The organism is Pseudomonas sp. CC11G, from assembly GCF_056174845.1.
In genome coordinates, this window is the sequence record NZ_JBWBZC010000007.1 from 25,198 (window position 1) to 47,231 (window position 22,034).

Here is a 22,034-nt window from a genome sequence, read left to right on the forward strand (position 1 = left end):
AACCAGACCGCTCAAGATCGCGGGTTAGACAAAGGCCGTACGGGCGCTCAATCGTCCCGCGTCAGCACTTCCAGCAATTCGATTTCAAACCGCAGATTGGCATTGACCGGCACTCGCGACCCCATGCCGCGTTCGCCGTACGCCAAGTGCGCGTGCACAACAAGTGTGCGTGTACCGCCGACCTTCATCCCAATCAAGCCCACATCCCACCCCTTGATCACCCGACCGGTGCCGATCACGCACTGGAAGGGTTTACCCCGCGAATGGGAGGAATCGAACTCGCTGCCGTCTTCCAGAAAGCCGCGGTAGTGGGTGGTGATCAACGCGCCTTTCACCGCGGCTTTGCCGTCGCCGATTACCACGTCTTCAATCTGCAGTTCGTCGCTCATGGGGTGCTCTTGGCCCAATAAAAAACGCGATTCTACTGCACAAACAATTCGGGCCCGACAGTTGCCTGCCGAGCCCGAAAGGTGACGCCTGACAACCCTAGACGAAGGGCTGACTGCCAAACCCACGTGGCAGCCGGTTATGCCCCGGCAACGCAGCCAACTGCTCACGCCAGGCGGCGCGCCAGTCGAGGGAGTTGTGGGTGGCTTTGGCTTTGCGGGCGGCACGCCGGGCAGAATTGCGTGCCTCTTTGCGTGCGGTTTTAAAGGCCTCGGTGTTGCGGCAGGTGCGGCATTTCACACGGGCTAATTCAGTGCTGGAAGCCAGGTGGCTGTCACGGCCACAGGCCAGATGCCCAGCGGTTTTGTAATGAATCGTGGCGGTTGCCATAAGAGTTCTCCTTTCAATGAAAGCGCCTGGCTCAATGACCAGGCGCTCCCAAGCAGGATGCAGCGGTTAGAAGATAAGGATCAGCAGGATGATCAGTGGAATTGGGACACCGAGTAACCAGAGCAGAATGGCAGGCACGTTGTTCTCCTTGTTTGCGGGGTCGGTTTTAGCGAACTGGCACGGTGCGACGGTCGTCGATGATCACGACGGCATCACGTTGACGGCCACCGTAGATCGCGGTGAAGGCAGCCACGAAAGCACCAATCAGCAGTGCCACAAACATCCACAAAGTGGCGTGTGCAGCAGCTTTCTTGGCAGCGTCGGCAGCGACTTTCAGGTCGACCACAGCCTGGTGGGCCTGACCGTACACTTTGTCGACACGGGCCTGGGCATCGGCCTGGCTCAGGTCGGTGCGTTGTGCCACCAGTTGCGCGAGGTAGGCACGGTCATCCGGGTTCAGCGCGCCGTTATCGCTCGCCAGGTTGCGGGCGAAAATGCGGCCGGCCACGTCATGGGCAGCGTCGGATGTCACCGGAGCACCACGGTCATCGCGGAACAGAGTGTCGATGAAGTAGGTGTCTTGGCTGTTGTCGGCCACTTGTGCGGTGGCTGGGCTATTGCTCAGCGTGGCGCCGACCTGGGCAGTACCGCTGACCAGGCTGCTGACCGAACCAACCACCAGAGTGGCGGTGACCAGGGTGGCGACACCCCAAGCCAGGAAGCCATGGGCGGTGTCGCGGAAATACACCTCATCGTTGTGCAGCGTGGTCCACTGCTTGCGCAAACGACCGGCCAGATAACCGCCCATGGCGGCCGCGACCAGTTGCGTGAAGGCGAGCCAGATGATGGCCGAAATTCCCAGCCCTTGCGCACTCAAGCCTTTATCAGCCCAAGGCGAAACAGCGGCGAAGCCCAGGCCCGAGCCCAGTAACAAGAGGATCAGAGACAATGCCGCGGCAGCGACAGCCCCTGCGAATACTGCCGCCCAGGAAACCCCGGAAGCAGTAGACGATTCATCCAAGGCAGCAACGTAAGCGTCTGAATTGAGCATTATTGTTTTCCTCACCCTGTGAGCTTGATAACCCCTTTGGTTTCTCCTGGGGCCTATCAAAACTGAGTGTGAGGCGCGTCGTTTCGTTCAGGCTTTTTAAGCACGCTGCGTTTTTTTGCAGCGACTACCAGCCCAGCGATTGGAACAATTCAGGCACCTGGTCGAGTTTTGCAACCGTGGCGTCGGGGCGATAGTCCGGCAGCAATTGGCGGCCCGTGCCGCGATCTACCCACACACAGCGAAAGTCCATATCACGGGCGGCGGCGTGGTCAAGATGGGGGCTGGCGCAGATATGCACCACCTCTTCCCGAGCAACACCGAGCATCTCGTGGGCGTAGTCGAACAGGCGAGGATTGGGCTTGTATGCACCCGCTTGTTGGGCGGTGATCACCCGATCGATATGGCCACCCAACTGCGCCACGTTGCCGGCAATGATGTCGTCGTCGGTGTTGGAAACGATGCACAACTTGAAGCCCATGGCCTTGAGTTGCTTTAACGCCGCTGGCACCTCGGCAAACGGCGGCATCGCCGAGATGCTGTCGGCCAGCAACTCGCCGTCTGCAGGACTGGACGGCAAGCCCAATTCCTCCATCGCCAGGCGCAACCCTTCGCGCGTCACCTGGCGGAACGAACGATGCGGCGGCGTTTGCTCCAGCGCATGTTCATGGTGGTCGTACACCTCGATAAACCGTTGCGGCTGCACCGTATGGTCGGGGCGTTTGCTGAGCATTTTTTGTACGGCTGCCAGCAAACCCTCGTCCCACTGGATCAAGGTGCCGTAACAATCGAAGGTCAGCCACAAGGGCCTTGGCGAAGGGTCTAGAGACATGGCGCAACTCCGCAAATCAGGAAGGAGTGGGCAGCATAAGAGCGCTATTCGATAGTGTTAAATTAAATTAACCTCTCCACCTTAGTGCCTTAACAACTATGCAGGTAGCCACCATGCTCGACCTCGAATTGCTCAACACTCTGGTCTGCGTGGTGGACGAAGGCAGCTTTACCCGCGCTGGCGAGCGCGTGCACCGCACCCAGTCGACGGTCAGCCAGCAGGTGCGACGCCTGGAAGACAGCGTGGGCCATTGCCTGCTGCTGCGCGACCGCAGCGGCAATCAGGTAACGCCCACAGCGCAAGGCGAGCTACTGGCCCACTACGCGCGGCGATTGCTCGGCCTGGCCCAGGAAGCCGAAGAAGCGCTAGCCAGCGACGGCACCCTGCAACCCTTGCGCCTAGGCGTGCCGGAGGACTTCGACGCACAGCGCATGACCGCCCTGCTCGCCGCCTTCAGCCAGGCCCGGCCCGAAGCGCGGTTGGAAACGGTGAGCGGCATGAGCATCGACCTGCGCCATAAACTGGCCAGCGGCGAGCTGGATATCGCCCTGCTCAAACGTGAACCGAGCAGTGGCGATTGCCTGGCCAGTTGGCCGGAGCAGTTGGTGTGGGTGAAGGGGCAGCAGGCGGCGTTCGACAACCAACCGCTACCGCTGGCGTTATTCCCGCAAGGCTGCATTTACCGGCAGCGGGCCATTCGCAGTCTGGATAAAGCCAAGCGGCCATGGCGCATCGCGTTTGGCAGCCATAGCCTCACCGGCATTCAAGCGGCCGTGGCCTCCGGGCTAGCGATTTCGGTGCTGCCAGAAAGCGCCGTACTGGCCGAGCACGTGGTCTGCGAAGACCTGCCAGCATTGGCGCCCAGCGAGTTGGCGCTGGTCAGCGGCGGCGTGGTCACCGCCTTGCAACGGGAATTGCTGGCCCTGTTGCAGGACCAGATCATGGGCGCTTAGGCATCGGGCAACGTCGTGGCGCCGTCGCCCAGGCTGCGTTGCATCAACACGGTATCCACCCAGCGGCCGTGCTTGAAACCGACGGCTTCAAATACGCCGACCAGCCGAAAACCCAAGCGTGTGTGCAAGGCTATGGAGCCATGGTTTTCGCTGTTGCCAATCACAGCCACCATCTGCCGGCGGCCATTGGCGATACAGCGGTCGATGACCTCGGCGAGCAGCGCCTGGCCAATGCCACGGCCACCCATGCCGTCGCGCACATACACCGAGTCTTCCACCGTATTGCCGTAGGCCGGGCGCGGGCGGTAGAGGGTGGCGTAGCCGTAGCCGACCACCTCGCCTTCCAGCTCGGCCACCAGATACGGCAGGCCATTCACCAGCACGTCGGCGCGGCGGCGCAGCAGTTCTTCCAGGGTCGGTGGTTGCAGTTCGAAGCTGGCGATGCCGGTCAGTACGTGGTGGGCGTAGATGGCCTGTACGGCGGGCATATCGGTGTCGTAGGCGTCGCGGATGGTTGGAGCGTTACGCATAAAAAAATCCGAACTCCGTTGGATTTTGTAGGAGCCAGCTTGCTGGCGAACCCTGGAAAAGGCGCTCTTCAGATCAAACGCTTCGCGAGCAAGCTCGCTCCTACGAACGTTTATTCAGGAATGGTCAGGCCTTTGATTACCGCCGGGCGCTCGAGGAATTTAGCCAGCACGCGGTTCACTTCCGGGAAATTATTGATGCCCACCAGATCGCCCGCCTCATAGAAGCCAATCAGGTTGCGTATCCACGGAAAGGTCGCGATATCAGCAATGCTGTACGCGTCTCCCATGATCCACTCACGCCCTTGGAGCCGCTGATCCAGCACGCCCAGCAGGCGTTTGCTTTCGCCGACATAACGGTCGCGCGGGCGTTTGTCTTCGTACTCTTTGCCGGCGAATTTATTGAAGAAACCCACCTGCCCGAACATCGGGCCGATACCGCCCATTTGCCACATCAGCCATTGAATCGTCTGGTAGCGACCCGCTGCATCCTTCGGAATAAACGCGCCAGCTTTCTCGGCCAGATAAAGCAGAATCGCGCCGGATTCGAAGAGCTCCAACGGCTTACCGTCAAGACCATTGGGGTCGATGATGGCGGGAATCTTGTTGTTCGGGTTCAGCGAGAGAAATTCTGGCGAGAGCTGGTCGTTCTGGTCAAAACGCACCTTATGCGACTCGTAGGCCAGGCCGGTTTCTTCGAGCAGAATCGACACTTTCACGCCGTTGGGCGTGGGCAGCGAATACAGCTGAATGCGCTCGGGGTGCTGCGCGGGCCATTTGGCGGTGATCGGGAACGCGGACAAGTCAGGCATGCGGTGCTCCTTACTACGGGCAGTTCAAGCGGGAATATTCAACGGAAAACGCAGGGTAAAACAGGTGCCGAGGGCGGTGCTGGACGTGACGCTCAATTCGCCCTGATGGGCCTTGGCGATATGCGCGCAAATATACAAACCCAGGCCTAACCCTTCACGCGGCTGGCCGCCTTGGCCACGGGTGAACGGCTGAAAAATAAGAGGCAACAGCTCGGCCGGAATGCTCGAACCCTGGTTGCGCACACTGAGCACAAGATCGTCGCCCTCCACGGCAATAAGCACATCGATGGTGGCCAGCGGGTCACCGTGGGTGATGGCGTTGGCCAACAGGTTGGTGAGCAGTTGGCCGATGCGCGCACGGTCGCAACTCACCGCAGTCGGCACGTCGATTTGGCAAACGATAGGCGCGCCGCTTTTGCCTGCCTGCGATTCGGCCACCACTTGCAGCAGCCAAGGCACCAGGGTGCTCGACGGCTCCAGCCGGCGATCAATGCCCTCGCCCAACTGGCCACGGGCAAAATCCAGCACATCGGCAATCAGGTCGCCCATGCGCGCCGCACTGCTTTGAATCAAACCGGCCAGACGCCGCGCCGATTCATCGAGCGGTTTCTTTTCCAACAGATCCGCGGCCAGGCGCACCGCGTTCAACGGCGTGCGCAGGTCATGGCCAAGCACGGCAATAAATTGCTCGCGCAGCAACGCGGTTTCACGCTCGCTGTGCAGGGCGCGGTCGGTATCTTGCAGGCGTTGGTGCAGGTCGAGGTTGCTGGCGATCAGTTGCGCCAACAGGCCGAGGGTCTGGCCGACAACGTGTTCGTCAAAGGTGCTGGGGTTGGGGTCCAGCGCGCAGAGCGTGCCGTAGAACTCGCCGTTGGCGCGCACGATGGGAATCGACACGTAGCTTTCAAAGCCGTATTGCTTGGGCGTGTGGTGGGTGGAAAACACCGGGTGCTGGCTGGCATGACCAAAGATCACCGGCTGGTGGTGCTGGCGGATCTCGTTGCAGATGGTCGACTCCAGCACCAGCTCATCGCCCGGGCGCAGGCCGAAGTCGATGAGGTCGTGAACCGCACAGGCCATCCAGTGGCTGTCGGTCACCCGGGCGACGGCGGCAAAGCGCAGGCCGGTGGTGCGAATCACCACTTGAAGAATCTCCGGCACCGCATTGATGGCCGCAATGGCGTCGATTTCCGCGCGCTTATCTATGTCCGCCATACACCCTCCAAGCTTGTAATTCGCAGCGCAGCTTAAGCCTTTTACTCGCCATCTGCGCTGGTGTTCTGTGCCTCGCCGACCAAGCGAAACACCAATGCCTTGAGGCCACCATGTTCATGCACATCGGCGAACTCGGGCGGGTTTTCCAGGCGTTGCTCGAACTGCAGCGCGGGCGCGTTTTCGGCCATGCCGGCCAAGAGGAAATCCGGGCCGATATGCGGGTCGTTCACGCAGGCCAGCACCTGGCCATTGGGGTTGAGCAGGTCGGGCAGGCGCCGCAGGATTTTGGCGTAGTCCTGGGTCAGCGCAAAGCTGCCCTTCTGGAAGGTCGGCGGGTCGATAATGATCAGGTCATAGGGCGCATAACGTTTCACCGCGCTCCAGGACTTGAACAGCTCATGGCCGAGGAAACTCACCCGGCTCAGCTCCTGCTGGTTCAAACGATGGTTGTCGCGGCCGCGGTTGAGTGCGCCTTTGGCCATATCCAGGTTCACCACCTGGCTGGCACCGCCGGCAATTGCCGCTACCGAAAAGCCACAGGTATACGCGAACAGGTTAAGCACCCGCTTGCCTTCGGCTTGTGCGCGCACCCAGCGGCGGCCGTAGCGCATATCGAGAAAGAGGCCGGTGTTCTGCTTCTGGCCCAAATCCAGCTGAAAGCGCAGGCCGTCTTCGCTGATAAACCATTCGTTGTGGGGCTCGCCCACAATCCATTCGGCCCGGCTACTCTGAGTGACAGGGACGGGAGGATTAAGCGCGGGGGCTTTGCCGTCGCCTTCTTTGTAGCGATGCTGCACCAGCAGGCTGTGCGCCTGCGCACGCTGCCAGGCGGGGGTCTGTGCCAGGCTCTGCAACAAGGTTTTGAGCGAAGCCAGCTCGCCATCTTCGGGCTGGCGAAACAGGCACACCAGTACCACTCCTTGCAGCCAGTCCACGGTGATCTCTTCCAACCCAGGCCAACGTAAACCGCGGCCATGGAACAGACGCCGGGCGTGGCTCAAGTCGCCGTCGAGTTCGGTGAGCAGGTGCTGCTGGAGTGAAGCAAGGGCTTGGCTGTGCATAACGGCTTATCGCGGATCGGGAATGGCGCAGTGTAAACGCAAAGCGGCACCGGCTCATGTTCGCGCCGTGTTTGACGATAACCAGCTATAGGTGGATAGCGCAGGCGAAGCCAGTGGCTGTTCGCACTAACAACAACGAGGTGTTCTGCCATGTTTTTACGCCGTTTGAAGATCGCGCCACGGGCCATTCTCAGCTTCTCGCTGGTTGCCCTGTTAGTGGTGCTGTTGGGGCTGTTTGCCCTCGGCAAAATGAAGGACATCCGTGCCACAACGGTGGACCTCAACGAAAACAGCATGCCCAGCTATGCGGCGCTGGGCACCATCAACGAAAAAATGCTGCGCCTGCGCATCATCGCCTTCCGGTTTATCGTGGAGCGCGAAGGCAACCAATTGCAGGCCGTGATCAGCCGTGAAAACGAGCTGGTGGCGCAGTTGCATCAGGCCCAATCCACCTACGAGCCACTGATCAGCCCGGGAGCAGAAACCGAGCAGTACAAGTCGTTCAAAGCGCTGCTCGACAAGTACTACGACGCCAACGCCAAGCTGGCTCAGCTCTCCAGCCAGGACAAAGTGGAGGAGATGAAGGCCTTCCTCGCCGGCGAATACAAAACCTATTCCGATGGGCTGGGTACCGAGCTGGAAAAGCTGATGGAGATCAACCGCCAGCAAGCCGCGACCGAGGCGAAGAAATCCGCGGCCTCCTATGACGCCGCCGTGATGGTGGTGGTGGCGTTTATGTTGGTCGCCGCCGCCCTCACCGGCATTCTCGCGGTGTTGCTGACTCGCAGTATTGTGCACCCATTGAATGAAGCGATGACCGCCGCCGCTACCGTGGCCAAGGGCGATCTGTCCGGACGTATAGTGGTCAACGGCATCGACGAACCGGCGCTGTTACTCGGCTCCCTGTTCGCCATGCAACAAAGCCTGAAAGACACCATTCACCTGATCGCCCAGTCCTCCGACCAGTTGGCGTCCGCCGCCGAAGAACTGAACGCCGTAACGGAAGACTCCAGCCGCGGCCTGCACCAGCAAAACAACGAAATCGAACAAGCGGCCACGGCCGTGAATGAAATGACCGCCGCCGTCGATGAGGTGGCGCGCAATGCCGTGGCCACGTCCGAAGCCTCCAACGCCTCGGACCGCACCGCGCGGCTTGGCCAGGACCAGGTGAACAAGACCGTCAATTCGATCAGCGACCTGGCTGGCGATGTGTCCAGCACTGCCGAGCACGTGGAAGAGCTGGCCACCAAGGTGCGCGACATCAGCAAGGTGCTCGATGTGATTCGCTCGATTGCCGAGCAAACCAACCTGCTGGCCCTTAACGCCGCCATCGAAGCCGCTCGTGCCGGCGATGCCGGGCGTGGTTTTGCGGTGGTTGCCGATGAAGTGCGTGCCCTGGCGCATCGCACCCAGCAGTCGACCCAGGAAATCGAGGCGATGATCAGCGGTATTCAGCAAGGCACCGATCAAGCCATGAATGCCATGCAAAGCAGCACTCACCGCGCCAACAGCACCCTGGAACTGGCCCGCGCGGCGGGCGCCGCGCTAGCCGAAATCACCGACGCCATCAGCCATATCAGCGAACGCAACCTGGTGATCGCCAGCGCTTCGGAAGAACAGGCTCAGGTGGCCCGTGAGGTGGACCGTAACCTGGTGAATATTCGCGACCTGGCTCAGCAAACCTCGGCCGGCGCCCATGAAACCAGCGCCGCCAGCCAAGATTTGTCGCGCCTGGCCGTTGACCTCAACAGCCTGGTCAACCGCTTTACGTTGTAACCTACACGGCGCTACACAATGACTTGCGCGCAGTCTCCCACAGGGCTGCGCGCAGGTCATAGCCGTTCAAGCCGCCGTTGATTCGTAGCGTAATCGACTTGAAGTCGCCCTTATCGGCCAACTCGTTAAGGCCATGCACCGACCAGAACCAGGCGGCCGACAGACACGCATACTTGGGTTGCTCCAGTAGCTCAGGATTGGCCGCCAGATCGACCTGGAGCGCTGTCCCCGCTTGCTGGTAATTACTGCGCCCGGTGAGCTGAATCAGCCCCCGCCCGCGAAACCGCCAGCCCTCCCCCGACTCCGGTGGTCCATCGCCCAAACGGCTGGCATATACCCAATTGGCGATATCCTCTGGCCTGCCTCCCAATGCCATCGCCAACGCATTGGGCTTACCGTCCGAGCCACAGAAACGGTTTGGCCATAAGGTGGCCAAACGCTCTGTGCTATAGCTCAGCAGTTCGACCAAATGGCTAAACTGCGCGCTCTCAAAACCCACCTGGGCGATAAAGGCGGCGATACGTGCGGGCGTGTTGATTTCATACACGGCCATGGCCTCATTCAAATCAGCGACGAAGGCGCCGACTACATCTTGCCCCTTCGGAAAAATACGCAACAGTTGCGCTTCAGTAATCAACATAGCGTTCGGCCCTCAGCAGTATTTTTCCACCAGCGCCGCCAGAATGGCCGCCGTTTCCACATCCAGCACGCCGTCGTAATTGCTCGGCCGAAAGTGCATTTGAAACGCCCGCAGCAAAGCTTTGATGCCGTCGGCGCCAGTCGCTATGGAGGTGTCGTAGCCGTAACGGCCGAGCTGTTGCACAACGTCGCGTGGGTCTACACCACTCAACCCGAGCTGCCGCAGATAGCGGGCTTTGGTTTTTTCTTCATACCAGGCGCCGACACCGGCCTTGTACAGTTCGTACCAAGGAAACATCGGGCCTGGGTCGCTCTTGCGAGTGGGGGCGATATCGGAATGGCCCACCACGTTGATGGGCTCGATGGCTGGATAGCGGCGCAGGATATCTGCCGCCAGTTCTTTTACCGCTTGAATCTGGACATGGTTGTAGGGCACGAAAATGATTTCGCCAGCTTCACCATCGTGGGCGGTATTGACAATTTCGATGCCAATCGAAGTGTCGTTCAGATTAGTGCGCCCACGCCAGCTGCTGAGGCCGGCATGGTAGGCGCGGTCTTTTTCGTCAACCAGATTGAACACCCGCACATCCGTAAACCCTGCTTGCCGATAGCTCGGATCGGTAGGGTCTGGCACTACGTATTGGACGCTGACCAGAGGCCCAGTCAGCTCGGCAACAGACTGCTCGAAGTCACCCACGGTGTAATGCATCACCAGAAAGCGAATGCGGCTTTCAAAGGCTTGGGCTCGGTAGCTGGTGTTGTCGATATTCATAAGGCCTCCGGGCACCGATTACTTTTTCTTCGCAACGTTGAGCAGGTTGAGAACGGAGGCGAACGAAATCTCATGTGAGGCCACTTTGGTCATGCCGTCTTCAGGCAGATAAGTCAGCTTCAGATAAACCAGGTTGCCCAGCGACTCGCCCTTTTCTTTGTTGAATTTCTCCAGCACCCCGAACAATTCCTTGGCGTCTCCCGGCAGGCCAGCGGCTTCGACAAACGTGGGTACGTTGAGCTTGGCCACATCAGGAAAGAACTTGGCCAGTTGGCTGAATAGCTGAATGCCGAAGTCATTGGCCGGAAACAGACCTTTGAAGCGATCACCCGGCACATAGGGAGAAACTCCCATATAGATGTCTGGCAATGAGCCAACTTTGTTAATTACCTTCTGGCCTTTTTTGTCAATCAAGTACGCGGTAATTTCCTCACGCGTACCAATGATGGCCAGCGGCTGTATACCCGCGCCGGCTTCGCTGAACAGATAATTGTTGTTGCTGTCGGCGATAGCTTTTTTCAGTACGCCCCGATCCTCAATCACACTGGAGTACTTACCTTGTTTGACCACTGGCGAAGGTACCCGCCAAAACGCTATTTCATACTTCATCGCTGTATTCTCCTCACTCAATAAGAACAGCAACCCGATAAATCGAACTGCTGGTTAAGCCGCTGACTATCAGGCTGGTGTTTTCTTGCGAAGATCGGCCAACTTCTGTTCGCTTGCAGCGATAAGTGTGTTGTAGATCTCGGAGTTCGACTCGTATTGCTCGGGCGTAATTTTGTCGTCTTGCAATTGCGCCAGCAGGTCTTCAACCTTCTGGGTAAAGGTGACGATCTGATCTTCGTACAGCTTGGTGAGTTCTACCTTCGCCTGGGTTTGCGCTTCACCGACCGAATACTTCACTTCATAGATATAGAGATACTGGTAGATCTCCTGGTTTTCGAAAAAACTGTGGGATTGGTAGGAATCACACACGACAGTGGCGAAAAGATGCATGCCATTGCCCAGCGGCTGGCTTTTGTAGGAAGAGTTGAAGGAGACGGTGGTGGAGCTGCCGAAGCTTTCGATGATGCCGCCTAATACTTCAAAACATTTGCCCGCCACATACACTTCGAGGTCAGACAGTTCGGCAATCGATTTGCCCAGGTCTACTTTCTTGACCTCGGTGCCTTCAGGTGCTTTACCTGAGCCGCCAAACACTGCTTTGGCAATGGAATCTATGATCTTTTTGACATTCGCCAACGACCACTCTGACGCTTGCATAAAGTCGGCATTACGGCCGGATATAAAGTCTGTTTTGTCGTAATCGTTGTCTTTGTAATACGTGGCGATCTTGCCCTGCATGTCATCGCTGTACTTTTTCGCCTTCGACTCCAAGTCCTGTTCGATTTTATTGATATAGGCGCGGTAATCGTCTTCCTTGCTCTCCAGTTCTTTGATTGACGGTGAATGACCCATTAGGAGACTCCTTTTCAGTAGTTAACGACAAACCGATATCGGTTATATCGAGGCACGCCGGCTGGCGCGTTGCTGAAAAGAAAGTAATAAGGATTACTGCGCGATCAAATCACCTGACTCCGAAGAACCACCCAGAAAGTTCTTATAGCCGCCTGAAACCACGAAAGCGTCAGCTCAATCGGCGAGTCGCTCAGAGCGCCGGAAAATAAAGGAACACTCCGTCCTGGATGAGGGTGCAAATACAACTTTATGCATATACAGCCAAGCAACAGAGGTTTCGGCTCGAGGGGACGCGCTCAATTCGTCAGGCTTTCGTCCCGCTCGTTACTGTCACTCGTAATCCCCAGCTAACCCATTGGTGCTACTAGAAAATCTAGCATTGACTCGCCGTTTTGCGCCGCGCTCAGGAGGTGCCACTCCGACCTAAATGCAACTAAAAGCATCGGCTTTGTGTTCTGAAAGCGACAAAACAGAACACAAAAGCGCCCGCAGCTTAAAAAACGCCAAAAAATGCACCAATAAAGCGCAAGGATTGCTAGCACGGAAAACCTGAGAGGGCAGTCAGCCGCACCAGCACGGGGTTTGCGCGATTTGGCACGGATGCTGCCATTGCTTTGACGCAACATGTGCTTAGACGGGACATGTGTGTTGATCAACACCGGGTTTGACGCAGCATCCCTTTTGCCGCGACAACCGTTTGCCAACCGATAAGAACCAATCTGCCTTCCAAGTGATGTGCACGGACCGCCCAGGAGCTTCCCCGATGAAACGCCGCCCGTTCCTCAAAGCTACCCTCGCCGCCAGTACCCTGCTGCTTAGCGGCCTGTTCCCGTATACCTTGCAAGCCGCCGAGACCATCAAGGTCGGCATTCTGCACTCGCTGTCCGGCACCATGGCCATCTCCGAGACCTCGCTCAAAGACATGGCGCTGATGACCATCGACGAGATCAACGCCAAAGGTGGCGTGCTCGGCAAGAAGCTTGAGCCTGTGGTGGTCGATCCGGCCTCCAACTGGCCGCTGTTCGCGGAAAAAGCCCGCCAGCTGCTGACCAAAGACAAAGTGGCCGTCACCTTCGGTTGCTGGACTTCGGTGTCGCGCAAATCGGTACTGCCGGTTACGAAGAACTGAACGGCCTGCTGTTCTACCCGTGCAGTACGAAGGCGAAGAAATGTCGCCGAACGTCTTCTACACCGGCGCCGCGCCAAACCAGCAAGCCATTCCGGCTGTTGAATACCTGATGAGCGAAGACGGCGGCGCCGCCAAGCGTTTCTTCCTGCTCGGTACCGACTACGTCTACCCGCGCACCACCAACAAGATTCTGCGCTCGTTCCTGCACAGCAAAGGCGTGGCCGACAAGGACATCGAAGAGGTCTACACCCCGTTCGGGCATAGCGACTATCAAACCATCGTGGCCAACATCAAGAAGTTCGCCGCCGTGGCAAGACTGCGGTGATCTCCACCGTCAACGGCGACTCCAACGTGCCGTTCTACAAAGAACTGGGCAACCAGGGCATCGAAGCTACCGAAACCCCGGTTGTGGCCTTCTCGGTCGGCGAAGAAGAACTGCGCGGCATCGACACCAAGCCGCTGGTGGGCCAACTGGCCGCCTGGAACTACTTCCAGTCGGTGGATAACCCCACCAACAAGAATTCGTAGAGGCCTGGAAGGCTTACGCCAAGGCCAAAAACCTGCCGAACTACCAGACCGCGGTCACCAATGACCCGATGGAAGCCACCTACGTGGGCATCAACATGTGGGCGCAGGCGGTTAACAAAGCCGGTACCACCGACGTCGACAAAGTGCGTGAAGCCATGGCCGGTCAGGAATTCGTCTCGCCAGATGGCTACACCATGGTCATGGACAAAACCAACCACCACCTGCACAAGCCGGTGATGATCGGTGAAGTGCAGGACAACGGTCAGTTCAACGTGGTGTGGCAGACCGAAGGTCCGGTGCGTGCTCAGCCGTGGAGCCCGTACATCCCGGGTAACGACAAGAAGCCGGATTACGCGGTTAAGTCGAAGTAAGGCAATTGTGCTGGACGTGGGTTGAGTAGGAACTCCCTCACCCAACCCCCGTCGTTCCTGCGCAGGCAGGAACCCAGAATCGTGCAGGGGAACCGTGTCAGCCGACCGATCTCCGTACCTGGGTCCCAGCCTGCGCTGGGACGACGGTGTTGCGTCCACATCACCCATTGCCCTCCCCCGTCCGGCACGACCTTCAAGGACGCTTACATGCTCACTGCCCTGCTCCGCCTTACCCCTCTTTTCACGCTGCTGCTTACGCTCCTGGCGCCCACTGCCCAGGCCGGCGATGCAGCCGATTTCGTTGCCGCCAACCCGCTCAGCAGGCCACCCTGCTGGAAACCTGGTCGGCGCACCCGGATGCCAATCGCCTGGCGCTGATCGAGGCCCTGCAAAAAGGCCAACTGGCCAGCGATAGCAACAAGGCACCCTTTATTCAAACCGACACCGGCTGGCAAGCCGCTGAAGGCGGCGATGCTCAACCGGCCTCCACGCCGAAAAAGCTGCCGCTGAATAACCGCCTGCGCGGCCTGATCAGCACTGCCCAGGCCAGCCATCAGTTGCTCGCCAAAGAGCCGGCCATCCGCCTGGCCGCCGCCCAGCAACTGCAAAAAAGCGCCAAACCGGCGCAGCTCGAATTGCTCAATGCGCGGGTTGCCAGTGAAGACGACGACACTGTGCGCGACGCCCTCTCCCTGGCACTGGCCAACCTGCAGCTGATCGACGCCGACCCGGCCATTCGCCTGGCCGCCGTGCGCCTGCTCGGCGAAACCGGCGACCCGCTGGCCCGCACCCGCCTGGAAACTCTGCTCGACCCGCCGTGGAAACCGATGCCGGCGTGCGCACTGCCGCCGAAACCAGCCTGGCGCAAGTAAAACGCCGGCTGCTGATGGGCGAGCTGCTCGGTCAGGCTTTTAGCGGTTTGTCGTTGGGTTCGATTCTGCTGCTGGCCGCCCTCGGCCTGGCGATCACCTTCGGCCTGCTCGGCGTGATCAACATGGCCCACGGCGAGATGCTGATGCTCGGTGCCTACTCCACCTACATGGTGCAAATCCTCTTCCAACGCTTCGCCCCCGACTTTCTCGCGCTGTATCCGCTGGTGGCCTTACCCGTGGCGTTCTTCGTCACCGCCGCCATCGGCATGGCGCTGGAACGCACGGTGATTCGTCACCTCTACGGCCGCCCGCTGGAAACCCTGCTGGCCACCTGGGGCATCAGCCTGATGCTGATTCAACTGGTGCGCGTGGTGTTCGGCGCGCAGAACGTCGAAGTGGCCAACCCGGCCTGGCTGTCCGGCGGCGTGCAAGTGCTGCCGAATCTGGTATTGCCGTATAGCCGCATGGTCATCATCGGTTTTGCGTTGTTCGTGGTGGTGCTCACCTGGCTGCTGCTGAACAAAACCCGCCTGGGCCTGAACGTGCGCGCCGTTACCCAGAACCGCAACATGGCCGCCTGCTGCGGCGTGCCCACCGGCCGCGTGGACATGCTCGCTTTTGGCCTCGGCTCCGGCATTGCGGGCCTCGGCGGCGTCGCCCTGAGCCAGATCGGCAACGTCGGCCCGGACCTCGGCCAGAGCTACATCATCGACTCGTTCCTGGTGGTGGTGCTCGGCGGTGTCGGCCAGTTGGCCGGCAGCGTGATGGCCGCCTTCGGCCTGGGCATCGCCAACAAGATTCTGGAACCACAGATCGGCGCCGTACTGGGCAAGATCCTTATCCTCGCGTTGATCATTCTGTTTATTCAGAAACGTCCGCAGGGCCTCTTTGCACTTAAAGGTCGGGTGATCGATTGAACCAGCCAATCAGCCTTACGCTGGCGCAGAAAGCCGGCCCCAAACTGACCCTCGGCATCGGTGCCGTGGTGCTCGCCATCCTGATCATTCTGCCGCTGCTGCACCTGCTGCCGGCCGACAATCCGCTGCAGGTTTCGGCCTACACCCTGACCCTGGTCGGCAAAATTCTCTGCTATGCCGTCGTCGCGCTGGCGCTCGATCTGGTGTGGGGTTACGCCGGTTTGCTGTCGCTGGGCCACGGTCTGTTTTTTGCCCTCGGCGGTTACGCCATGGGCATGTACCTGATGCGCGAAAGCGCCGGTGACGGCCTGCCGGCCTTTATGGTGTTTCTGTCGTGGACCGAACTGCCTTGGTACTGGACCGGTACCCAGCACTTCCTCTGGGCCATGTGCCTGGTGGTGTTGGCGCCGGGCTTGCTGGCCCTGGTGTTCGGCTTCTTCGCCTTCCGCTCGCGGATCAAGGGCGTGTACTTCTCGATCATGACCCAGGCCCTGACGTTCGCCGGCATGCTGCTGTTTTTCCGCAACGAAACCGGCTTTGGCGGCAACAACGGCTTTACCAACTTCCGCACCATTCTCGGTTTCGATATCACCTCTCAAGGCACCCGCACCACGTTGTTTCTGGCTATCGTCGCGCTACTCGCCTGCAGCTTGCTGCTCGGTTGGCGCTTGGCGAAAAGCAAATTTGGCCGGGTGCTGACGGCGCTGCGCGATGCCGAAAACCGCCTGATGTTCTGCGGCTACGACCCACGCGGTTACAAGCTGTTTATCTGGGTGCTGAGCGCCGTGTTGTGCGGCCTGGCCGGAGCGTTATATGTGCCGCTGGTGGGCATTATCAACCCCAGCGAAATGTCGCCGACCAACTCCATCGAAGCCGCCGTATGGGTCGCCCTCGGCGGCCGTGGCAGCCTGATCGGCCCGATCCTCGGCGCCGGTATCGTCAACGGCATGAAGAGCTGGTTCACCGTGGCCTTTCCCGAGTATTGGCTGTTCGCCCTGGGGGCCTTGTTTATCGTGGTGACGCTGTATCTGCCCAAAGGCGTGATCGGCCTGCTACGTAAGAAGGGGGAACAATAATGCGCGCCACTCCGGTACCCGAATTTATGCTCGAACCTGCCTACGACCCCAACAGCGACGCCGGCACCAGCCGTGATTCGCTGGGCCTCGGCCGTGCTGCCGGGCCGGGGCTGGATGTGCGCCACGGCACCATCCTGACCCTGGAAGACATCAACGTCAGCTTCGACGGCTTCAAGGCCCTGACCAACCTCAGCCTGTACATCGGCGTGGGTGAACTGCGCTGCATCATCGGCCCCAACGGCGCCGGCAAAACCACCATGATGGACGTGATCACCGGCAAGACCCGGCCCGATAACGGCAAGGCGTATTTCGGTGAAACCCTGGACCTCACCCGCATGAGCGAAGTGCAGATCGCCCAGTCCGGCATAGGCCGCAAGTTCCAAAAGCCTACGGTGTTTGAAGCGCTGAGCGTGTTCGAAAACCTCGAACTCGCGCTAAAAACCGACAAATCGGTATGGGCCAGCCTGCGCGCCAAACTCAGCGGCGAGCAACGCGACCGCATCGATGAAGTGCTCAGCACCATCAAGCTGGAAAGCTCCCGCCATCGCACCGCCGGGTTGCTGTCCCACGGGCAGAAACAGTTTCTCGAAATCGGCATGTTGCTGATGCAAGACCCGCAACTGCTGTTGCTCGATGAACCAGTGGCCGGCATGACCGACGCCGAAACCGAATTCACCGCCGAGCTATTCAAGAGCCTGGCGCGCAAGCACTCGCTGATGGTGGTGGAACACGACATGGGCTTTGTGGGCTCGATTGCCGACCACGTGACCGTATTGCACCAGGGCAGCGTGCTGGCCGAAGGGTCGCTGGCGGATGTGCAAGCCGATGAGCGGGTGATTGAGGTTTATCTGGGGCGCTGAAAAGCCCCTCACCCCCAGCCCCTCTCCCGCAAGCGGTAGAGGGGAGACCAGCCGATCGCGATCAGTCCCCTCTGCCCGCTTGCGGGAGAGGGCTAGGGTGAGGGTTTTAGTCCCTCGCACGAGCACGGAAATAAGGACACCCATATGCTACAAGTCGAAAAGCTTCACCAGTTCTACGGCGGCAGCCACATCCTGCGCGGCCTCTCGTTCGACGCCAAAGTCGGCGAAGTCACCTGCCTGCTGGGCCGTAACGGCGTGGGCAAAACCACCCTGCTCAAATGCCTGATGGGCCTCATTCCTTCCAAGGAAGGCGCCGTGCAGTGGGAAGGCAAAGCCATCACCGGCTTCAAGCCGCACCAGCGCGTGCACGCCGGCATTGCTTATGTGCCGCAAGGCCGGGAAATTTTCGGCCGCCTGACCGTGGAAGAAAACCTGCTGATGGGCCTGTCGCGCTTTCCCGGCTCGCAAGCCAAGGAAGTGCCGGCGTTTATCTACGAGCTGTTCCCGGTGCTGAAAGAAATGAAACAGCGCCGCGGCGGCGACCTCTCTGGCGGCCAGCAACAGCAATTGGCGATTGGCCGCGCACTGGCCAGCAACCCGCGCCTGCTGATTCTCGACGAACCCACCGAAGGCATTCAGCCCTCGGTGATCAAAGAGATTGGCGTGGTGATTAAAAAACTCGCGGCCCGTGGCGATATGGCGATTTTGCTGGTGGAGCAGTTTTACGATTTTGCGGCAGAGCTGGCGGACCAGTATCTGGTGATGTCACGCGGTGAGATCGTGCAGCAAGGCCGTGGCGAAACCATGGAAGCCGACGGTGTTCGCGGCCTCGTGGCCATCTAAAAAACCCTGTGGGAGAGGCTTCAGCCTCGATTCCTGCAAACTTCAGTGTTTGCCTAATCGAGGCTGAAGCCTCTCCCACAAAAAGCCATCAGTTAGCGAACTCCGCTTCGGTTTTCGCCAGTTGGCGTTTAACGCTATCCAGATGCAACCGCGCACTTTCGGCATTGCCGATCAACATCTGCTGGCTCGCCGCACTCGCAATCTCATGGGCCACGGCCTTCAACGGCCGCCCGCTGCTCATGGCCTTTAGCTGCACCTCGGCGGCGCGCTCCAGGTAGTAGAGGTCGTCCCACGCCTCGGCAATGCTTGGCCCCAGCACCAGCGGGCCATGGTTTTTTAGCATCACCACATCGGCATCCCCCGCCGCGCGAGCAATGCGCTCGCCTTCGGCATTGTCCAGCGCCAGCCCGTTGTAGTGCTCGTCCACCGCCAGGCGCCCATAGAACTTCAGTGACGTTTGCCCGGCCCACACAAACGGTTCGCCTTCGAGCATGCACAGCGCCGTGGCGTTGGGCATATGGGTGTGGAAGGCCGCAGTGGCGCGTGGGTTCAGGCGGTGCAATTGGGCGTGGATAAAAAACGCCGTGGCTTCTGGTTTGCCCTCACCCAATACCACGCGGCCGTTGAAGTCGCAGATCAGCAGCGACGAGGCGGTGACCTCGGAAAAGGCCAAGCCATAAGGGTTCACCAGAAACAGTTCGGGGTGGCCCGGCAGCACCACGGAGAAGTGGTTGCAGATGCCCTCGCCCATGCTCAGGCGCGCGGCCATGCGAAAGCAGGCCGCCAGGTCGATTCGGGCTTCGCGGATGGCGGGGGTGTTGAGGTCGGCGGCCAGCACCTCGGCGGCGGGGGCGCGGTTGAGTTCGAAGGCGTGGGCCATGTTGGGGTTCCTGGGTGAAGGGCGATTGGGGTAAGCCTAGCGGGGTGGCGGGGAATGAGTAGGGGCAGATGGGGAATATGGGTGGGCCAGATGGATTGGCGGTGGATTCGGCCCTCTCCCCCGGCCCCTCTCCCGCAGGCGGGCGAGGGGAGACAGGCAGACCGCGATTAGTCCCCCTCTCCCGTTCACGGGAGAGGGGCTAGGGAGAGGGCAACCTGAAAACGAAGAACCCTGACCCACCCATTCCCCCCATCTGGCCCTACGACCCCAGCGCCGTTTATTTCTAAGGTGGCCCCATTCCACCGCCCACCTTGCGAGGTCCGCCATGAGCACCGACATCACCAACGAATACGTCCACGCCCTCGACCGTCAATTCGTGTTCCATTCCTGGTCGATCCAGAGCGCCCTCAACCCGTTGGTCATCGCCGGTGGCGAAGGCTGCACGCTGTGGGATTACGCCGGCACCCAGTACCTGGACTTCAGCAGCCAGCTGGTCAACACCAATATCGGCCACCAGCACCCCAAAGTGATCGCCGCCATTCAGGCCCAAGCCGGCTCGCTTGTCACCGTGGCCCCGGCCACCGCCAACCTGATGCGCGGTGAAGCTGCCAAGCGCATCCTGTCCCATGCGCCGAGCAACTTCAGCAAAGTGTTCTTCACCAATGCCGGCGCTGACGCCAACGAAAACGCCATGCGCATGGCCCGCCAATTCACCGGGCGCGACAAGATTCTCTCGGCCTACCGCTCCTACCACGGCAGCACCGGTTCGGCGATTGCCGCCACCGGCGACCTGCGCCGCGTGCCCAACGAGTTCGCCCGTGGCCACGTGCATTTCTTCAACCCCTACCTGTACCGCACCGAGTTCTACGCGACCACCGAAGAGGAAGAATGCGAGCGCGCGTTGCAACACCTGCGCCGCGTGATTGAGTGCCAGGGCCCGAGCTCCATCGCCGCCATCCTGATGGAAAGTGTGCCCGGCACCGCTGGCATTCTGGTGCCGCCAAAAGGCTATATGGAAGGGGTTCGCGCCCTGGCCACCGAGTTCGGCATGCTGCTGATTCTGGATGAAGTGATGGCCGGGTTTGGCCGTACCGGCGCCTGGCTGGCGATGGATAATTTTGATGTGGTGCCCGACCTGATCTGCTTCGCCAAGGGCGTGAACTCAGGCTATGTACCAGCCGGCGGCGTGCTGATTTCCCAGCCGATTGCCGAGTTCTACGAGAACCGTTTTTTCCCAGGCGGCCTGACTTACTCCGGCCACCCGCTGGCCATGGCCGCCATCGTCGCGACCCTGGATGTGATGGCCGAAGAAGGCATCGTCGACAATGCGCGCATGATCGGCCAGGAACACCTCGGCCCGGGTCTCAAGGCGCTGGCGGCCAAGCATGCGTTGATTGGTGAAGCACGCGGTATCGGGCTGTTCTGGGCATTGGAAATGGTCAGCGACCGGAAACAGAAAACCCCATTGGCAGCGCCGGTGATGGCGCAGATGAAAGCGGCGTTCCAGGCCCGTGGCCTGCTCACCTTTATCGTGGAAAACCGCATTCACGTGGTGCCGCCGTGCATCGTGAACCCGGCGCAAGTGGCGCAGGCGTTGGCGATTTTTGATGAGGTGATTGGCGAGTTTTCGGCTAAACACGCGGCTTGAAAACGTACGCGTAAGGCGATAGCACAGCGCACCTGGATTCCCGCCTGCGCGGGAATGACGGAGGTAGGTAGATCACCGTCGTCCCCGCGAAGGCGGGGACCCAGGTGCGCAGATCACCAATAGTTTTCCACCGCAACCGCCCCTGGCCGACGGGTCAAACTCAACTGCATATCCCGTGTCTTCAACACCGCTCTGCAGTCATCAATCATCTGCGGGTTGCCACACAACATCACCCGCGAATGCTCCGGCGTCAGTTCCAGGCCCACGGCCTTTTCCAGCTCGCCATTGGCAATCAGCCCCGTCACCCGCCCATGCAATGCACCGGGCACCTCTTCACGGGTCACGATCGGCACATACACAAACTTGTCGGCGTATTCGGCCAGGTATTCACGCTGCATCAGCCCGGCAATCAAGTCTTGATAAGCCAGCTCGGTCGCCGTGCGTGCGCTGTACACCAGCACGATGCGTTCATAGCGCTGCCACACCTCGAAGTCCTGCAAAATCGACAAGAACGGCGCCAACCCCGTGCCGGTGCCGATCAGCCATAAGTCGCGGCCATCGACAAAGCGGTCGAGGGTCAGATAACCCACGGCCTGACGTTCGACCAACAGCTCATCGCCCACCTGCAACCGACTCAGCTCACTGGTGAACTCGCCGCCCGGCACCACGATGGAAAAGAATTCCAGGTGCTCGTCATGGGGCGCCGACAGCATCGAATAGGCGCGCCACACCACGCTGCCGTCTGCCTTCTGCACGCCCAAGCGGGCGAACTGGCCGGCGCGGAAACGAAAGCCCGCGTCACGGGTGGTGCGCAGGCTGAACAGGGTCGGCGACCAGGGCCGCACGTCCAGCAGGGTTTCGCGGGTGAATTTTTCGTCGCTTGCGGTCATACACACAGGTCCTGTCAGAGCCGAGGAAGCAGTGTCGCGCAAAGTGGCGCCCGGCAATACCCGCAAAGCATAGGGTTTTAGACAACGCATTGGCCGCGTAAGCCATGGACGCCTCCGGCCAAACGGCAGAGTGTGGGCACACAACAA

The 22,034-nt window shown here is 60.0% G+C and carries 20 protein-coding genes and 4 pseudogenes; 10 read left to right on the forward strand and 14 right to left on the reverse strand.

Features of this window, described 5'->3' with window-relative positions:
• Positions 1-47: 47 nt before the first annotated feature.
• From AC0V2S_RS11645 to AC0V2S_RS11660, 4 genes are all read right to left on the reverse strand, one after another.
• Positions 48-389, reverse strand: coding sequence for an FKBP-type peptidyl-prolyl cis-trans isomerase (locus tag AC0V2S_RS11645; RefSeq protein ID WP_475509881.1), 342 nt, complete (start codon positions 387-389; stop codon positions 48-50).
• A 97-nt stretch (positions 390-486) separates the two neighbouring features.
• Positions 487-777, reverse strand: coding sequence for a hypothetical protein (locus tag AC0V2S_RS11650; RefSeq protein ID WP_340664077.1), 291 nt, complete (start codon positions 775-777; stop codon positions 487-489).
• Between the two features lie 166 nt (positions 778-943).
• Complete coding sequence (locus AC0V2S_RS11655; RefSeq protein WP_475509882.1) at positions 944-1,828, reverse strand: hypothetical protein; 885 nt, start codon at positions 1,826-1,828, stop codon at positions 944-946.
• A 124-nt stretch (positions 1,829-1,952) separates the two neighbouring features.
• On the reverse strand, positions 1,953-2,657 hold the full coding sequence (locus AC0V2S_RS11660) for a haloacid dehalogenase type II (RefSeq protein WP_475509883.1): 705 nt from the start codon (positions 2,655-2,657) through the stop codon (positions 1,953-1,955).
• A 113-nt stretch (positions 2,658-2,770) separates the two neighbouring features.
• Here AC0V2S_RS11660 and AC0V2S_RS11665 point away from each other — a divergent pair, with 113 nt between their 5' ends.
• The gene (locus AC0V2S_RS11665; protein WP_475509884.1) at positions 2,771-3,610 is read left to right on the forward strand and encodes a LysR family transcriptional regulator; all 840 of its coding nucleotides are present in this window, start codon (positions 2,771-2,773) and stop codon (positions 3,608-3,610) included.
• On the opposite strand, the gene AC0V2S_RS11670 is transcribed toward AC0V2S_RS11665, so the two are convergent.
• The 4 genes from AC0V2S_RS11670 to AC0V2S_RS11685 form a co-directional block, all read right to left on the reverse strand.
• A complete protein-coding gene (locus AC0V2S_RS11670) occupies positions 3,607-4,140 on the reverse strand; it encodes an N-acetyltransferase family protein (RefSeq protein ID WP_475509885.1) in 534 nt (177 codons plus the stop codon). The genes AC0V2S_RS11665 and AC0V2S_RS11670 overlap by 4 nt on opposite strands.
• A 110-nt stretch (positions 4,141-4,250) precedes the next feature.
• Entirely contained in the window at positions 4,251-4,949 is a 699-nt protein-coding gene (locus tag AC0V2S_RS11675; protein ID WP_475509886.1) for a glutathione S-transferase N-terminal domain-containing protein, read from the reverse strand.
• Between the two features lie 24 nt (positions 4,950-4,973).
• The gene (locus tag AC0V2S_RS11680) at positions 4,974-6,164 is read right to left on the reverse strand and encodes a GAF domain-containing sensor histidine kinase (protein ID WP_475509887.1); all 1,191 of its coding nucleotides are present in this window, start codon (positions 6,162-6,164) and stop codon (positions 4,974-4,976) included.
• A 41-nt stretch (positions 6,165-6,205) separates the two neighbouring features.
• Positions 6,206-7,225, reverse strand: coding sequence for a class I SAM-dependent methyltransferase (locus AC0V2S_RS11685; RefSeq protein ID WP_475509888.1), 1,020 nt, complete (start codon positions 7,223-7,225; stop codon positions 6,206-6,208).
• Positions 7,226-7,375: 150 nt separating this feature from the next.
• On the opposite strand from AC0V2S_RS11685, the pseudogene AC0V2S_RS11690 reads away from it, so the two are divergent.
• Together AC0V2S_RS11690 and AC0V2S_RS11695 are read left to right on the forward strand one after the other, a co-directional pair.
• Positions 7,376-8,143: pseudogene (locus AC0V2S_RS11690) on the forward strand (MCP four helix bundle domain-containing protein); the annotation flags it as partial.
• A complete protein-coding gene (locus tag AC0V2S_RS11695; protein ID WP_475509930.1) occupies positions 8,138-9,001 on the forward strand; it encodes a methyl-accepting chemotaxis protein in 864 nt (287 codons plus the stop codon). The pseudogene AC0V2S_RS11690 and the gene AC0V2S_RS11695, both read left to right, overlap by 6 nt.
• Before the next feature lies 1 nt (position 9,002).
• Here the strand turns inward: AC0V2S_RS11695 and AC0V2S_RS11700 are convergent, their stop codons facing one another.
• The 4 genes from AC0V2S_RS11700 to AC0V2S_RS11715 form a co-directional block, all read right to left on the reverse strand.
• Positions 9,003-9,641, reverse strand: coding sequence for a glycoside hydrolase family 19 protein (locus tag AC0V2S_RS11700; protein WP_475509889.1), 639 nt, complete (start codon positions 9,639-9,641; stop codon positions 9,003-9,005).
• 12 nt (positions 9,642-9,653) lie between these two features.
• Complete coding sequence (locus AC0V2S_RS11705; RefSeq protein WP_475509890.1) at positions 9,654-10,412, reverse strand: N-acetylmuramoyl-L-alanine amidase; 759 nt, start codon at positions 10,410-10,412, stop codon at positions 9,654-9,656.
• Between the two features lie 18 nt (positions 10,413-10,430).
• A complete protein-coding gene (locus AC0V2S_RS11710) occupies positions 10,431-11,021 on the reverse strand; it encodes a hypothetical protein (RefSeq protein WP_475509891.1) in 591 nt (196 codons plus the stop codon).
• Between the two features lie 69 nt (positions 11,022-11,090).
• The gene (locus AC0V2S_RS11715; RefSeq protein ID WP_475509892.1) at positions 11,091-11,873 is read right to left on the reverse strand and encodes a hypothetical protein; all 783 of its coding nucleotides are present in this window, start codon (positions 11,871-11,873) and stop codon (positions 11,091-11,093) included.
• An 892-nt stretch (positions 11,874-12,765) separates the two neighbouring features.
• Here AC0V2S_RS11715 and AC0V2S_RS11720 point away from each other — a divergent pair.
• The 6 genes and pseudogenes from AC0V2S_RS11720 (at position 12,766) to urtE (ending at position 18,469) form a co-directional block, all read left to right on the forward strand.
• A pseudogene (locus AC0V2S_RS11720) lies at positions 12,766-13,327 on the forward strand (transporter substrate-binding protein).
• Positions 13,324-13,901, forward strand: a pseudogene (locus AC0V2S_RS11725) (transporter substrate-binding protein). Before AC0V2S_RS11720 ends, AC0V2S_RS11725 begins: the two co-directional pseudogenes overlap by 4 nt.
• A 207-nt stretch (positions 13,902-14,108) precedes the next feature.
• Positions 14,109-15,690 (forward strand): annotated as a pseudogene (gene urtB, locus AC0V2S_RS11730) (urea ABC transporter permease subunit UrtB).
• Positions 15,687-16,766, forward strand: coding sequence for an urea ABC transporter permease subunit UrtC (gene urtC, locus AC0V2S_RS11735; RefSeq protein WP_475509893.1), 1,080 nt, complete (start codon positions 15,687-15,689; stop codon positions 16,764-16,766). The pseudogene urtB and the gene urtC overlap by 4 nt, the downstream one beginning before the upstream one ends.
• Complete coding sequence (gene urtD, locus AC0V2S_RS11740) at positions 16,766-17,626, forward strand: urea ABC transporter ATP-binding protein UrtD (RefSeq protein ID WP_475509894.1); 861 nt, start codon at positions 16,766-16,768, stop codon at positions 17,624-17,626. The genes urtC and urtD overlap by 1 nt, the downstream gene beginning before the upstream one ends.
• Positions 17,627-17,770: 144 nt before the next feature.
• Positions 17,771-18,469: an urea ABC transporter ATP-binding subunit UrtE gene (urtE, locus tag AC0V2S_RS11745; protein ID WP_475509895.1), complete on the forward strand. Its 699-nt coding sequence runs from the start codon at positions 17,771-17,773 to the stop codon at positions 18,467-18,469.
• Positions 18,470-18,557: 88 nt separating this feature from the next.
• On the opposite strand, the gene AC0V2S_RS11750 is transcribed toward urtE, so the two are convergent.
• Entirely contained in the window at positions 18,558-19,349 is a 792-nt protein-coding gene (locus AC0V2S_RS11750; protein WP_475509896.1) for an aldolase, read from the reverse strand.
• Between the two features lie 325 nt (positions 19,350-19,674).
• Between AC0V2S_RS11750 and AC0V2S_RS11755 the strand changes: the two genes are divergently transcribed.
• Positions 19,675-20,997 carry an aminotransferase class III-fold pyridoxal phosphate-dependent enzyme gene (locus AC0V2S_RS11755; RefSeq protein ID WP_475509897.1) on the forward strand — a complete coding sequence of 441 codons (1,323 nt, stop codon included), beginning with the start codon at positions 19,675-19,677 and terminating at the stop codon, positions 20,995-20,997.
• A 113-nt stretch (positions 20,998-21,110) separates the two neighbouring features.
• Here the strand turns inward: AC0V2S_RS11755 and AC0V2S_RS11760 are convergent, their stop codons facing one another.
• On the reverse strand, positions 21,111-21,887 hold the full coding sequence (locus tag AC0V2S_RS11760) for a ferredoxin--NADP reductase (RefSeq protein WP_475509898.1): 777 nt from the start codon (positions 21,885-21,887) through the stop codon (positions 21,111-21,113).
• Positions 21,888-22,034 lie beyond the last annotated feature (147 nt).

What these genes read in the sequence shown, in the direction of transcription:
- urtD (WP_475509894.1), top strand. Translation starts at nt 16,766, where the DNA reads ATGCGCGCCACTCCGGTACCCGAATTTATGCTCGAACCTGCCTACGAC.
- AC0V2S_RS11670 (WP_475509885.1), bottom strand. Translation starts at nt 4,140, where the DNA reads ATGCGTAACGCTCCAACCATCCGCGACGCCTACGACACCGATATGCCC.
- AC0V2S_RS11655 (WP_475509882.1), bottom strand. Translation starts at nt 1,828, where the DNA reads ATGCTCAATTCAGACGCTTACGTTGCTGCCTTGGATGAATCGTCTACT.
- AC0V2S_RS11665 (WP_475509884.1), top strand. Translation starts at nt 2,771, where the DNA reads ATGCTCGACCTCGAATTGCTCAACACTCTGGTCTGCGTGGTGGACGAA.
- urtE (WP_475509895.1), top strand. Translation starts at nt 17,771, where the DNA reads ATGCTACAAGTCGAAAAGCTTCACCAGTTCTACGGCGGCAGCCACATC.
- AC0V2S_RS11705 (WP_475509890.1), bottom strand. Translation starts at nt 10,412, where the DNA reads ATGAATATCGACAACACCAGCTACCGAGCCCAAGCCTTTGAAAGCCGC.
- AC0V2S_RS11685 (WP_475509888.1), bottom strand. Translation starts at nt 7,225, where the DNA reads ATGCACAGCCAAGCCCTTGCTTCACTCCAGCAGCACCTGCTCACCGAA.
- AC0V2S_RS11680 (WP_475509887.1), bottom strand. Translation starts at nt 6,164, where the DNA reads ATGGCGGACATAGATAAGCGCGCGGAAATCGACGCCATTGCGGCCATC.
- AC0V2S_RS11675 (WP_475509886.1), bottom strand. Translation starts at nt 4,949, where the DNA reads ATGCCTGACTTGTCCGCGTTCCCGATCACCGCCAAATGGCCCGCGCAG.
- AC0V2S_RS11750 (WP_475509896.1), bottom strand. Translation starts at nt 19,349, where the DNA reads ATGGCCCACGCCTTCGAACTCAACCGCGCCCCCGCCGCCGAGGTGCTG.
- AC0V2S_RS11700 (WP_475509889.1), bottom strand. Translation starts at nt 9,641, where the DNA reads ATGTTGATTACTGAAGCGCAACTGTTGCGTATTTTTCCGAAGGGGCAA.
- AC0V2S_RS11650 (WP_340664077.1), bottom strand. Translation starts at nt 777, where the DNA reads ATGGCAACCGCCACGATTCATTACAAAACCGCTGGGCATCTGGCCTGT.
- AC0V2S_RS11760 (WP_475509898.1), bottom strand. Translation starts at nt 21,887, where the DNA reads ATGACCGCAAGCGACGAAAAATTCACCCGCGAAACCCTGCTGGACGTG.
- AC0V2S_RS11715 (WP_475509892.1), bottom strand. Translation starts at nt 11,873, where the DNA reads ATGGGTCATTCACCGTCAATCAAAGAACTGGAGAGCAAGGAAGACGAT.
- AC0V2S_RS11660 (WP_475509883.1), bottom strand. Translation starts at nt 2,657, where the DNA reads ATGTCTCTAGACCCTTCGCCAAGGCCCTTGTGGCTGACCTTCGATTGT.
- AC0V2S_RS11695 (WP_475509930.1), top strand. Translation starts at nt 8,138, where the DNA reads ATGCAACAAAGCCTGAAAGACACCATTCACCTGATCGCCCAGTCCTCC.
- AC0V2S_RS11710 (WP_475509891.1), bottom strand. Translation starts at nt 11,021, where the DNA reads ATGAAGTATGAAATAGCGTTTTGGCGGGTACCTTCGCCAGTGGTCAAA.
- AC0V2S_RS11755 (WP_475509897.1), top strand. Translation starts at nt 19,675, where the DNA reads ATGAGCACCGACATCACCAACGAATACGTCCACGCCCTCGACCGTCAA.
- AC0V2S_RS11645 (WP_475509881.1), bottom strand. Translation starts at nt 389, where the DNA reads ATGAGCGACGAACTGCAGATTGAAGACGTGGTAATCGGCGACGGCAAA.